Here is a 12,476-nt window from a genome sequence, read left to right on the forward strand (position 1 = left end):
GGGTGCGGTCGGCGTTTCAGCCGTCCTTGTAATAGTAGCTGTAGCCGTTGAGGGCCGGCGCACCGCCGAGATGCGCGTAGAGGACGCGGGACCCTTCGGGGAAGAAGCCCTTGCGGGTGAGGTCGATCATGCCTTGCATGGATTTGCCCTCATAGACCGGATCGGTGATCATCGCCTCGGTGCGGGCCGCAAGCCGGATCGCCGCGTTGGTTTCTTCCGATGGTACGCCATAGGCAGGATAGGCGTAATCGGGATTGATCACGATCTCGTCTTCGCGGATCGCGCGGCCGAGGCGAACCAGTTCGGCCGTCGAGTCGACGATCTTTCGAACCTGGGAGCGGGTCTGCTCAAGCGTGCCCGATGCATCGATGCCGATCACCCGATCGGCGCGATCCTGCGCGGCAAAGCCGACGATCATGCCGCCCTGGGTGGAGCCCGTGACGACGCAGACGACGATGTAGTCGAAGGTGAAGCCGAGCTCCTTCTCCTGTGCCGCCACCTCTTCGGCAAACCCGACGTAACCGAGTGCGCCATACTTGTGCACCGAGGCGCCGGCCGGGATCGGGTAGGGCTTGCCGCCGGCATCCTTCACCGACTGGATGGCATCTTCCCAGCTCTTGCGGATACCGATGTCGAAACCGTCGTCGACGAGCCGGCTGTCCGCCCCCATCAGACGCGTCATCAGGATGTTGCCGACACGGTCGTAGACGGCATCATAGTGTGGCACCCATTTCTCCTGGATGACGACGCACTTCATGCCGATCTTGGCAGCGGTCGCGGCAACCATGCGCGTGTGGTTCGACTGGACGCCGCCGATCGAGACCAGCGTATCGGCGCCAGACGCGATCGCGTCGGGCACGATGTATTCGAGCTTCCGGAGCTTGTTGCCGCCCATGGCGAGACCGGAATTGCAGTCGTCGCGTTTGGCGTAAATCTCGACCTTGCCGCCGAGTGCTGCCGTCAGCCGTGGCAGATGCTCGATCGGTGTCGGGCCGAAGGTGAGGGGGTAGCGTTCGAACTTCTCAAGCAGTGACATGATCCAGGCCTCCGTGTGAAAATTGTAGGCGAAGGATAGGCGAAGTCGCGTGAAAGGTGCTCTCTAAGTTGCTGTCCAAAATTCGCAGGATCGAATAGAATTCCGATCTGGTTTCGTCTTTCTTCAATGTATTGGATAAAAAATGAAAGATTCTTCCGAGGAGGATTTTGACCGGATCGATCTCAAGATCCTGCGCGCCCTGCAATCCGAGGGACGGCTGACGAATGCCGACCTCGCCGAGCGGGTCAGCGTCAGTCCGGCGACCTGTCATCGGCGGACACAGCGGTTGTTCGAAGAGGGCTATATCACCGGTGTGAGGGCCGAGGTCGCGCCGTCGGCCGTCGGTCTTGGTGCGCTGGTGATGGTCGGCGTGGTGCTCGACCGCTCGACGCCTGAGAGCTTTGCGGCCTTCGAGGGCGCGGTGCTGGAGATGAAGGAAGTGCTCGACTGCAATCTCGTGGCCGGCGACTTCGACTATCTCTTGAAGATCCGGGTGCGCGACATGGCGGACTTCAACAAGCTGCACGGCCAGAAGCTGATCGCGTTACCGGGGGTGCGTCAGACGCGCACCTTCTTTGTGATGAAGGAAGTCAAGGAGAACGCCCGGCTACCGTTCTGACGGTCGTCGAACGATTGGTCTTTCGCATCGAAGGGGACGCGGATCCGGCACGTCGTCTGCGTGCCGGATGCGCTGCAGCAGGTGCAACCCCGTCAGACCTGGACGAAATGATCGTCTGCGACCTGGTGGTAGCGCCGTTCGACTGGCACATAGTCGGGTGCGCGCAAGGGGCTCTTGAGCTCGTCGCTGGTGGCGCCGCGGCGCGCATGCCGGCGGGTCGGGTCGGCAACTGGCACGGCGGCAATCAGTTTCTTGGTGTAGGGATGCTGCGGGTTTTCGAAGACCTGGGCGCGCGAGCCGATCTCGACGATCTCGCCGAGATGCATGACCGCGACGCGGTGGCTGACGCGTTCGACCACCGCCATGTCGTGCGAGATGAACAGGTAGGCAAGGCCGAGGCTTGCCTGCAAGTCGAGCAGCAAGTTGATGACCTGCGCCTTGATCGAGACGTCGAGAGCAGAGACCGACTCGTCGGCGACGATGACCTTCGGATCGAGCGCCAGCGCCCGGGCGATGCAGACGCGCTGGCGCTGACCGCCGGAGAATTCGTGCGGATAGCGCGCGGCCATGTCTGCCTGAAGACCGACACGTTCGAGAAGGTCGGCCACTCTTTCACGTGCCTGGCGCGGCGTTCCGAGCTTGTGTTCGAGATAGGGTTCGGCGATCGCAGCACCCACGGTCATGCGCGGATTGAGGCTTGCAAAGGGATCCTGGAAGATCATCTGCATCGTGCGACGCATGTCGCGCAGGCGTTTGCGGTCCATCGAAAGCACATCCTGACCATCGAGCGTGACCGAACCGCTCTCGGGCTCGATCAACCGCATGATGGCGCGACCGGTCGTCGACTTGCCGCAACCGGATTCGCCGACGAGCGAGAGCGTTTCCCCCGGCTGCAGGCTGAAAGAGACGTTTTCGATCGCGTGGACACGGCCCTTGAGTTTGCCGAGCAGGCCGGCGTGGATGTCGAAGCGCTTGACGAGGTTCTTGACCTCGAGGATCGGCTTGCGGCCGGTTTGCACTGTGTCGGTTGCTTCGGCCGTGGCGTTCGGAAGACCCGTGGCGGGATCGATGACCGGGAACCGCATCGGCTGGGGTTCGCCCTTCATCGAACCGAGCATTGGCACGGCGGAAAGAAGCGCGCGGGTGTAGGGGTGTTTCGCTCTCAGGAAGATGTCTTCCGTGGGGCCGGTCTCGACCGCGTCACCGCGGAACATCACCACGGTGCGGTCCGCGATTTCGGCAACGACGCCCATGTCGTGGGTGATGAACAGCACCGAGGTGCCTTCCTCTTCCTGCAGCACCTTGATCAGGTCGAGGATCTGACCCTGGATTGTGACGTCGAGCGCCGTCGTCGGCTCGTCGGCGATCAGGAGCTTCGGGCGGCTGGCAAGCGCCATGGCGATCATCACGCGCTGGCGCATGCCGCCGGAGAACCGGTGCGGGTACTCGTCGAAGCGCGAGGCAGCGGAGGGGATGCGGACTTTTTCGAGCAGGCGAATGGTCTCCGCCTTCGCGTCGGCCTTCGACATCGGGCTGTGGCAGAGCAGCGCTTCCGAAATCTGGTCGCCGATCGTGAAAAGCGGGTTGAGGCTGGTCATCGGCTCCTGGAAGATCATCGCCACGTCGTTTCCGCGCACGTTGCGCATCTCGCTTTCGGGCAGGTCGAGGATGTTGCGCCCGCCCATCATCACCCGGCCCGTAATGCGGCTCGTCTCCTTCTGCAGGAGCCGCATGATCGACAGCGACGTGACGCTTTTGCCCGAGCCAGATTCACCGACGATCGCCACGGTTTCTCCGGGCGCGACGGAAAACGAGATGTCCCGGACGACCGGTTTCCAGGCGCCGTCCACGAGGAACGAAGTCGTCAGGTTCTCGACGGAGAGAACAGGCGCGGCCGATTGGCCCCTGGCGATTGCGGTGTCAGTCATGTCGGCTCCTCCGCCTGTTGCTGTCGTCTTGTGCTTCTCGGCGTCCGCTTAGTCCGGCCAGCGCAGCAGGCCGGCGAAGCGACGGGCGTTGCGCTCGCTGAGCGAGGTCGCGATGATCTCGTTGGAGGCGCGCGCCTTGTCCAGTTCCTCGGCAAGCCGGCTTGCGACCACCTTCTCCTGCCCCGGATGCAGGTTGCAGGGGTCCAGGTAGAAGTAATTGTGCTCTGCCTCGTGGTCGCGCACGATGATCGGCGGGGTGCCGCGGGCGAGCGCGTCGGCGAGGTCCCAGGCAGTGATGTGTGCCTCCTGCGGGTCGATGTTGACGCGCAGCCGGTCGAGCGGGTTCTTGGTCGGATCGGCCTCGATCACCGGCTTGATGCCCGGGCGTCCGTCGAGCGTTTCGTGCCAGAGGTTCAGGTAGCTGGTTTCGCGTTCGCGAATGCCGGCGTGGTCGCGCTTCTCCCAGGCTTCGAGCGCTGCCATCACGCCGAGCATGCTTTCCTTGCCGACCTTCATGCCGCGGCCGAGCCCAAGGTTCTGGAGGAAGGTGTTGCGGACCATCTCCTTTTTACCGGCGACGATACCGGAGGTCGGGCCGCCCAAGAACTTGTGGCCGGAATAGAGGACGATGTCTGCGCCGTGCTCGAGGAAGATGCGCAGATCGTATTCGGAGGCGGCGTCGACGATAACCGGCACGCCCTTCGAATGGCAGACCTCGGCAAACTCCTTGAGGTCGAGAAGCCCGTATTGCACTACGTGATGCGAGATCACGTAGACGGCGCAGGCCGTGCGCTCGTTGATCGCACCTTCCAGGTGGTAGCGGTAGGCCGAGGTCGCCTGGCCGACGAGCACCGGCTTTGCGCCGGCGATGCGGATTGCCTGATCGACCGGCGCGCCGTAGCTCACCACATGGCCCATCTGGATGAGGACCTCGTTCTTGAGGCCCGTCGTATCGGGCAGGCGCTCGATTGCGGCCAAGTCGGCCCCGGTCATGCAACCGGCGATCGCGAGACTGATGCCCGCCGAGCAGGAGGCCGTGACGAAACCGGCTTCGGCGCCCGTCAGTCGCGCAATGACAGGGCTCACCTTGCGCTGCAAATCGTTGATCTCGACGAACTGCGGCAGTATGGCAGTCATAGCGGCAATCGCTTCCGGGACCACGATCGATGCGCCGAGGCCCGTCATCGTCCCGGAGACGTTGATAACGGGACGAAGTCCGAGAGCTTCGCGAATGTCACGGTCAGGCATAGTGGTCTCCATGTGATTGTCTGGCAGGCGATTTTATGGCAGTCGAGACGGATAGAGTATTCCGTTTTCGCGGAATATCTACCATAGTAATGAAGTACAGGTGAGGCTTCCTGTCGCGCCGCCCAGCCGCTGCCGGCGGGCTGGCGAGAGCAAAGCCAGGCATTTCCCGGTTGATGCGCGGATAGGGCCGCGCTGGAGTGGACCATTGGACAACACGACGAACGGCGTCGAGCCGCATGATGATACCGAAACCACCGGCAAGCCGCGCCGCTCGCGTGTGAGCGGCATGGACCGGGCGTTGCAGGTGCTCGATTTTCTTTACGAAACGGGTTCGCCGAGCGGCGTCTACGCGATTGCCAAGGCGGTCGGCGCGCCGCTCTCGACGGCCTATGTCATCGTCGACGACATGGTCGAAAAGAACCTGCTCAGCCGCGATGCCGATGGCCTCGTCTGGTTGGGTGATCGGCTCTATCACTATGGCCTCGCCTATGCCCGCTCGCTCGATTTCCTGGGTGTCGCCACCCGCGAAATGCATGATCTCGGCCGCGAGGTGTCCGAGACGATCCAGCTTTGCGGCCGTGACGGCGACTACATGCAGGTGCTCGCCATGGCTGACGGTCCTGGGCATTTCCAGGTGACCTCGCGCGTCGGCACCCGCGTGCCGCTCAACTGGACGGCTTCCGGCCGCCTGCTTGTTGGCCATCTGCCGGCCGATGAACGGCTCGAGCTTTTCCGCCGCTGTGCCCGCACTTCGCCGACCGGCCGCGCCGACATAGACCCGGCGGCTCTTTCCGACCAGGCCGAGAGCGCGCTTGCAGCAAGGCTGTCGATCCAGGCGGGCGAGTCCGACTACGCGGTCGCCTGCGTTGCCGCGCCGATCCTCGACGACAAGGGCAATTGCGCCGCCACGATCTCGATCGTGCTGCCCGAGCAGAAAATCCTCGACGACCGGGCGTTCTACGCCGATCACGTCAGGGTTTCCGCCGAGCGGATCGAGAAGATGATGGGCTGGCGCAGCCATTGATCCGACCTCCCGCCGTCACTCGTGAAGAGCGACGATCGCCTCGATCTCGACGGTGATGTTTCCGGGCAAGGACCCGAAACCCACCGCCGAGCGGGCATGCTGGCCGGCCTCGCCGAAGACGTCGACCATCAGGTCCGAGCAGCCGTTGATGACGCGCGGGTGCTCCTCGAAATCCGGCACGGCATTGACCATTCCGAGCAGCTTGACGATGCGCTTGACGCGGCCGAGATCGCCGAGCGCATCGTGCATCACCGCAAGCAGGTTGATGCCCGTCAGCCGTGCATGCTCATAGGCGCTTTCGATATCGACATCGGCCCCCACCTTGCCGGCATGAAGGTGCCCGTCGACTTCGCGTGGGCCCTGTCCGGACAGGTAGAGGATGTTGCCCTCCTGCACGTGCGTGACGAAATTGGCAATTGGCGGCGGCGCGGGCGGCAGATCGATGCCGAGGGCCTGAAGCCGCTCATAGGGTGAGACGGCGGCAGAGGTGTTCTTCTTCTGATCCAGACTGGTCACGCGATGTCCTGTCATTTCTGTATTCTGTCGTCTCGAGTTAGCGGTAGCTGAAGCCATGGCTGTGGTCGGGGCACTCGATATGCTGCGGCTGGTAGCGGTTGGCGGCAACGACCTCAGTCCCCATCACCGCAAAGCGCGGCTCGAACAGGCGATTGAGATGGGCCTCGGCGCCCAGTGAATCGAAGACCCGAAGTTCCGAGTCCACGAGGTCGAAGAGGGTGAACTCGGCGCGAGCGCCGACGGTAAGCAGGTTGTCCAAGTCCAGGCGGATCACGGAAGCCGGCGCTTGGGTCACCGCCTCGACCACCTTTTCGAAGGGCATGCCGACGCTGAGCAGCTTCGACATGGTGGTGCCGAGATCCCAGACCGACTGGTTCATGCTGCGCAGATGCACATCGGTGGAGATCGAGAAGGGCAGGAGCCCGCGGGCGATGGCCACTTCGGCGACGCGGAAGGAGAAGGAGGCGCCGCCATGGCCGATGTCGAGGCGGATGCCTTCGCCGGCGCAGCGTTCGGCAAGCTCGAACAGGTCCTCGTCCTCGATAATGCTGGATCCGGCCTTGCCGTTGAAACAATGGGTGACGATGTCGCCGGGGCCGAGGATTTCGAGCACTTCGTCATAGAGCGCCGGCGGCTCGCCGACGTGAACCATCATCGGGATCTTCAGGATCTTGGCGATCTTCTTGCCGAGCTTCACCGGTGTGACGCCCCAGGAACCGGTGATCACGTGGCTGGCGCGCACCTTGAGACCGACGATGTGCTCGCGGTTTTCCTGGTAGCAGGCAATGATGCGGTCGATGTCGATCGAGCGGATGTCGGAGAGCTCGCTGACGCGGTTGCAGGCGACAAGGCCGATCGAGCCGAGATTGAGGAACGCCTTGATGCGCTCGCGCGACGGCTCGATGATGTATTCGCGAAAGCCGTGAAAATTGGCCTCGCCGGCCGAACCGGCATCGACGATGGTGGTGACGCCGCGCTCCATGCCGCAAAGCTGCGGACGCACGGAAATGTCGGTGCCGCCATGCCAGACATGGGCATGCAGGTCGATCCAGCCGGGCGAGATCCAGGCGCCGTTGCCTTCGATGCGACGCACGCTGCCGGATGCTTCGAGGTTCGGGCCGAGGGCTGCGATGCGGCCCTCGCCGTCAACGAGGATGTCGATGGTTTCGGCCGGTGCGGCCATGCCGAAGGCGACGGGCTTCACCTGCCGGATCAGCACCGGACCAGCGCTGTTGGTTGCGTTCGTCATGACTTACAGGTCCTTTCTGAGGCGGGGATCGAGCATGTCGCGCAGGCCGTCACCGACCATCTGCAGCGACAGCACCGAGAGAACGATGGCGATGCCGGGGAAGAGCGTCACCCAATCGGCCTGGCCGATATATTGGCGGCCGGAGGCGATCATCGTGCCCCAGGTGGGGATTTCCGGGCTGACGCCGACGCCGAGGAAGGAGAGCCCGGCCTCAGCCAGCATCGCGTGCGCGAAGAGGAAGGTGCCCTGCACGAGAACCGGCGACAGCAGGTTGCGCAGGACATGGCGCGTCATGATGTGCGGCGTCGAGATGCCGAGCGCGCGGGCGGCCTCGACGTAGGGAAGCTCGCGGATGACAAGGGTCGAGGCGCGCACCACGCGGGCAAGCCGCGGCGCATAGACGATGCTGAGCGCGATGATAACGGTCGTCAGCGAGGGACCGAGGGCCGCGACAAGCGCGATCGCGAGCAGAATGTCCGGAAAGGCCATCATCGCGTCGATGACGCGGGCGATCGGCGTGTCGAGCTTCGGAAAGAAGCCGGCAAGCAGGCCGAGCACGACCCCGATCACGGTTGCGAGTGTGACGACGGCAGCACCCACCAGCAGCGACAGCCGGCCGGCATAGATGGTGCGGGAAAAGACGTCGCGGCCGAATTCGTCGGTGCCGAAGAACCATTGCAGGCTCGGCGGTTGCAGGCGATTGACGATCGACAGCTTGCCCGGCGCATAGGGCGCAATCAGCGGCGCGAAGACGGCGAGCAGCACGAAGACGGTGAGAACGATCAGGCCGAAGGCGACGGTCTTGCGCTTTAACAGCCGGCGGACGAACTTGCGGCCTTCGCTCTCGGCGGGGGCAGATACGGAAATAGCCATCAGTAGCGCACCCTTGGATCAACGAGGAGATAGAGCATGTCGATCGCGAAATTGATCAGCACATACAGCGCGGCAATGACGAGCAGCGCGCCCTGGATGACCGGATAGTCGCGGCGAAGTACGGCCGAGACCACGAGATTGCCGACGCCCGGAAGGCCAAAGACCGTCTCGGTGACGACGGCGCCGGAAATCAGCACAGCGGCGGTGAGGCCGATGATCGTCAGGATCGGGATCAGCGCGTTCTTCAGCGCGTGTTTCATCACCACCTTGCGTTCGCCGAGACCCTTGGCGCGGGCCGTGCGGATGAAGTCGTCGCCGAGCACGTCGAGCATCGAGGCGCGGGTAAAGCGCAGGATCAGGGCGGACGAGACGACGCCGAGCGCGATCGCCGGCAGGGTGAGGTGGTACATGCGCTCGGTGAAGGAGGATCCGGGGCCACCATAGCCGGAGACCGGGAACCAGCCGAAACGCACGGCAAACACCTGGATCAGGATAAGGCCGAGCCAGAAGCTCGGAATGCTCGCAGCCAGCATCGCCAGCGTCGTTGCCGCCTGATCGACGAAGGAGCCGCGCCGATAGGCCGCGTAGATGCCGATCGGCAGCGCGATCGCACAGGCGATCAGGATGGAGAACAGTGTCAGGAAGAAGGTCGGTTCGGCGCGCTCGGCGAGCGCTGACGTGACCGGTTGGTTAAGGAAGATCGACTGGCCGAGATCGCCCTGAAGCAGCTGGCCGACATAGTAGACATATTGCAGGCCAAGCGACTGGTCGAGGCCGAGCCGGGTGCGCAGTTCCGCAATATCCTCCTGGGTCGCTTCCGGGCCGAGCATGACGGCGGCCGGGTCGCCTGGGGTTACGCGGACGATGACGAAGACGATGGTCACGACGATCGCCATGACGACGATCATGCCCATCAGTCGCTGGAAAATGTAGCGTAACATGGTGGCCTCGAACCTTTCCTTGAGCGCCCCGCCGCGACGGTGGAGGCGGGAGCGACGCGCCCCTTCAGGCGGACGCCGGACCAGAGGTCGGGCATCCGCCGAAGTCCCTTGGGAGGGGGGAGCTTACTTCTTGATCGAAGCGTTCCAGAAGTACGGCCACGGCGCCGGCGAGACGCCGTCAAGCGACTTCGACTTCGCCGAAAGCGCATTGAAGTCGCCGATCTTGATGAAGGGCACTTCCTCGAAGATCACCTTCTGAACATCGGCCCAAAGGGCGACACGCTTTGCCGGATCGGATTCGGCGTTGAAGGCATCGACCGCCTTGGCGCGGGCAGGTGTGTCCCAGTTGCCGGGGGCCTTGGTCGACATCATGCCGATCAGCGCCGGTTCCGGCAGGAAGGGGCTGTGGGTGATGTAGATGTCCCAAAGCGTCGGGTCGGCGCGACGCTGGGTGAGCGTTGCCCAGTCCACCACCTGCAGATCGACGGTGAAACCGGCAAGCTTCAGGTACTCGGCGGCGACCTGCGCCATCTTGTAGTGGAACTCGTACTGGCGGCTGGTCAGGATGCGCAGCGGCTCACCCTTGTAGCCGGCAGCTTTCAACAGTTCGCCAGCCTTTTCCGGGTCGGCGATGTTGTAGGCGCCTTCGGTGCCGGCATCGGTCCGCCAGGCAAACTGCGACGGGTAGAGAGCGGCGTCGAGCGCATAGAAGTCGGTGCTGCCGAAGGCGGCGGCCATCATGTCTTCCGTGCTGAGCGAAGCGCGGATCGCCTTGCGCAGGTCGAGGTTCTTGGTCATGCCGTTGCCGGAGTTCAAGACGAAGACCGGCCAGCCGAAGGGCTGCAGCATCACGGGATCAGATGCGCTCGAGCCCTTTACACGCTCGAAGGATTCGACTGGCAGCGAGTCGACGTAATCATACTGGCCGGAGACGGCCGCCTCGACGCGCGTGTTCGGGTCCGGGACCGGCACGAAGCGGATTTCGTCGGCGTATTGATGGCGGGCGCCGCCATAGCCGTTCGCTTCGCCTTCCGGCGACTTGTAGGCGTCGTAGCGGGTCAGCTGGATATACTGGTCCGCCTTGCGTTCTTTCAGCTGGTAGGGACCGGTGCCGACGAAGTCGGTCATCGGCTCGGCCTGCTTCTCCGAAGGAAGCACGATGGCCGCCGAGTTGTTGAAGGCGAGGAGCGACACGAGCGGTGCGTAAGGGGTGGCGAGCGAGATCTTCACCGTCAGCGGGTCGACCGCCTCGATGCCGGAAATCGTCGTTGCCGTCTGCTTGCCGCGCGAGGCGACCTTGGTCCAGCGCTCGAGCGAGGCGACGACGTCCTTGCTGTCAAGATCGGTGCCGTCGTGGAACTTGACGCCGGAACGCAGCTTGATCGTGTAGGCCTTGCCGTCGGCGCTGATCTCGGGAAGTGCCGCCGCCAGAAGCGGCGTCGGCTTCCAGTCCTTGTCGAAGGTGTAGAGCGTCTCGAAGATGTGCTGCGAGACGATACCGACGAGATCGGCGGTCGAGGCCATCGGGTCGAGTGTCGGCGGTTCGCCGACGGTCGCGACGTTGATGACGCCACCCTTTTCCTGGGCGAAGGCGAACGATGCCGATGCCACAAGTGCCGTTCCGATAAGCAATGCAAATTTAGCTTGTTTCATATTTTCTCCTCCTCATATTCCATAGTTATGCTATGTCGTTCTTTATTTTGGAATATAAAACGGCACGAAGCTGAAAATGTCAACCGCTTGTCGTCGTCGTGTCATGGACTTTAGTAGGGGGCCGCTTACGCAAGCGGACGGGGTGGCCGCCGCAACCGCGCGGCGTGTGGTTCTTTCGGCTTGCGGGCGCTTTCGCCATCGGCGCCGATTTGCTACCTCGGGGTGACTGCAGGAGGAGACGTCAGGTGAAGGTTATCGGGCTGATTGGCGGCATGAGCTGGGAGAGCTCGGCCGAATACTACCGCATCATCAACGAGACGGTGCGCGACCGCTTGGGCGGCGTGCATTCGGCCAAGTCTCTGATGTGGTCGATGGACTTCGGCGAGATCGAGCGGCTCCAGCATCACGGCGACTGGCCGGCGCTGACGGAAGAGATGATCGCGGCGGCACGTCGGCTGGAAGCCGGCGGCGCTGATTTCCTGATGATCTGCACCAACACCATGCACAAGATGGCGGACGAGGTTTCGGCGGCCGTGTCGATCCCGCTCTTGCACATCGCCGACCCGACGGCGCAGAAGATCAAGGTTGCGGGAATTCGAAAAGTCGGCCTGCTCGGAACGGCGTTCACAATGGAGCAGGATTTCTACAAGGGGCGCCTGACGGAGAAATTCGGCCTCGAGGTGCTCGTGCCGGGGGCGGATGATCGCGCCAAGGTGCACGAGATCATCTACCGCGAACTTGTTGCCGGCATTGTGAAGGACGCATCAAGGGACGCTTATCGCGCGGTCATCTCAAGGCTCGTCGCTGAGGGCGCCGAAGCGGTGATCATGGGGTGCACCGAAATCATGCTGTTGATTTCACAGGCTGACAGCCCGGTGCCGGTCTTCGACACGACGGAGATCCACGCGCTGGCTGCGGTCGATTTCGCGCTTGAGGGGGCCTGATCCCGCGACAAACCGGACCAACGCCGAAAGCGGAGAGGCAAGACGCCGCCACGGTCGTGGCGGCGTGTTTCGCGTTGCCGGATTGCGCTAGTGCAACGTAGACTCGCGCGGCTCGCCCTGAAACAGGCTGAGCAGAGCGATGCCCTGCTGCAAAAGCAGCTCGGCCGCCGGCAGGTCGCCGACCACCAGGTCGTCGGCACAGCTGATGATGATATTGGCCAGGCTGATCGAGTTCTCGGCGAACTTGTCGTCGCCGATCTCGTAGGCCTTCTCGGCCGTCGCCTCGAGCGCGTCCACGACCAGTGCCATCATGTTCGAGCGCTCGTGAAGCGTCATGGCCTCGAGTGTCTTGGCGTCGAGCGTCTTGTCTGAATGCTGCATGATTACCTTCCCTGTTGTTCAGGTCGAAACCGGCTGCGCCGGCCATAAGCCGGGGAAGACGTCT

Annotated in this window: 12 protein-coding genes; 3 read left to right on the forward strand and 9 right to left on the reverse strand. The window is 63.3% G+C overall.

The features are described from left to right. Window positions 1-16: 16 nt before the first annotated feature. Window positions 17-1,036: a 1-aminocyclopropane-1-carboxylate deaminase gene (locus VGO04_RS22190; RefSeq protein ID WP_327498115.1), complete on the reverse strand. Its 1,020-nt coding sequence runs from the start codon at window positions 1,034-1,036 to the stop codon at window positions 17-19. A 142-nt stretch (window positions 1,037-1,178) separates the two neighbouring features. On the opposite strand from VGO04_RS22190, the gene VGO04_RS22195 reads away from it, so the two are divergent. Then, window positions 1,179-1,655, forward strand: a complete 477-nt coding sequence (locus VGO04_RS22195) for an Lrp/AsnC family transcriptional regulator (protein ID WP_327498116.1) — start codon at window positions 1,179-1,181, stop codon at window positions 1,653-1,655. A gap of 92 nt (window positions 1,656-1,747) precedes the next feature. On the opposite strand, the gene VGO04_RS22200 is transcribed toward VGO04_RS22195, so the two are convergent. After that, complete coding sequence (locus tag VGO04_RS22200) at window positions 1,748-3,583, reverse strand: ABC transporter ATP-binding protein (protein ID WP_327498117.1); 1,836 nt, start codon at window positions 3,581-3,583, stop codon at window positions 1,748-1,750. A gap of 48 nt (window positions 3,584-3,631) precedes the next feature. Continuing rightward, a complete protein-coding gene (locus VGO04_RS22205) occupies window positions 3,632-4,831 on the reverse strand; it encodes an aminotransferase class V-fold PLP-dependent enzyme (protein WP_327498118.1) in 1,200 nt (399 codons plus the stop codon). A gap of 286 nt (window positions 4,832-5,117) precedes the next feature. Here VGO04_RS22205 and VGO04_RS22210 point away from each other — a divergent pair, with 286 nt between their 5' ends. After that, window positions 5,118-5,855, forward strand: a complete 738-nt coding sequence (locus tag VGO04_RS22210; protein ID WP_327498287.1) for an IclR family transcriptional regulator — start codon at window positions 5,118-5,120, stop codon at window positions 5,853-5,855. Between the two features lie 15 nt (window positions 5,856-5,870). Here VGO04_RS22210 and VGO04_RS22215 read toward each other — a convergent pair whose 3' ends face one another. The 5 genes from VGO04_RS22215 to VGO04_RS22235 form a co-directional block, all read right to left on the reverse strand. Next, complete coding sequence (locus tag VGO04_RS22215) at window positions 5,871-6,362, reverse strand: RidA family protein (protein WP_327498288.1); 492 nt, start codon at window positions 6,360-6,362, stop codon at window positions 5,871-5,873. A gap of 46 nt (window positions 6,363-6,408) precedes the next feature. Next, window positions 6,409-7,620, reverse strand: a complete 1,212-nt coding sequence (locus tag VGO04_RS22220; RefSeq protein ID WP_327498119.1) for an amidohydrolase/deacetylase family metallohydrolase — start codon at window positions 7,618-7,620, stop codon at window positions 6,409-6,411. A gap of 3 nt (window positions 7,621-7,623) precedes the next feature. Then, window positions 7,624-8,493 carry an ABC transporter permease gene (locus VGO04_RS22225; RefSeq protein ID WP_327498120.1) on the reverse strand — a complete coding sequence of 290 codons (870 nt, stop codon included), beginning with the start codon at window positions 8,491-8,493 and terminating at the stop codon, window positions 7,624-7,626. Then, window positions 8,493-9,434: an ABC transporter permease gene (locus tag VGO04_RS22230; protein ID WP_327498121.1), complete on the reverse strand. Its 942-nt coding sequence runs from the start codon at window positions 9,432-9,434 to the stop codon at window positions 8,493-8,495. The genes VGO04_RS22225 and VGO04_RS22230 overlap by 1 nt, the downstream gene beginning before the upstream one ends. 123 nt (window positions 9,435-9,557) lie before the next feature. Beyond that, complete coding sequence (locus tag VGO04_RS22235) at window positions 9,558-11,087, reverse strand: ABC transporter substrate-binding protein (RefSeq protein WP_327498122.1); 1,530 nt, start codon at window positions 11,085-11,087, stop codon at window positions 9,558-9,560. A gap of 245 nt (window positions 11,088-11,332) precedes the next feature. Here VGO04_RS22235 and VGO04_RS22240 point away from each other — a divergent pair, with 245 nt between their 5' ends. After that, the gene (locus VGO04_RS22240; RefSeq protein ID WP_327498123.1) at window positions 11,333-12,031 is read left to right on the forward strand and encodes an aspartate/glutamate racemase family protein; all 699 of its coding nucleotides are present in this window, start codon (window positions 11,333-11,335) and stop codon (window positions 12,029-12,031) included. 87 nt (window positions 12,032-12,118) lie between these two features. On the opposite strand, the gene VGO04_RS22245 is transcribed toward VGO04_RS22240, so the two are convergent. After that, window positions 12,119-12,412 (reverse strand): hypothetical protein, encoded by a 294-nt coding sequence (locus VGO04_RS22245; RefSeq protein ID WP_327498124.1) that lies wholly within the window; start codon window positions 12,410-12,412, stop codon window positions 12,119-12,121. Window positions 12,413-12,476: the final 64 nt, after the last annotated feature.

It is taken from the genome of Ensifer sp. (assembly GCF_035999185.1).
Taxonomy (GTDB): Bacteria; Pseudomonadota; Alphaproteobacteria; order Rhizobiales; family Rhizobiaceae; genus Ensifer.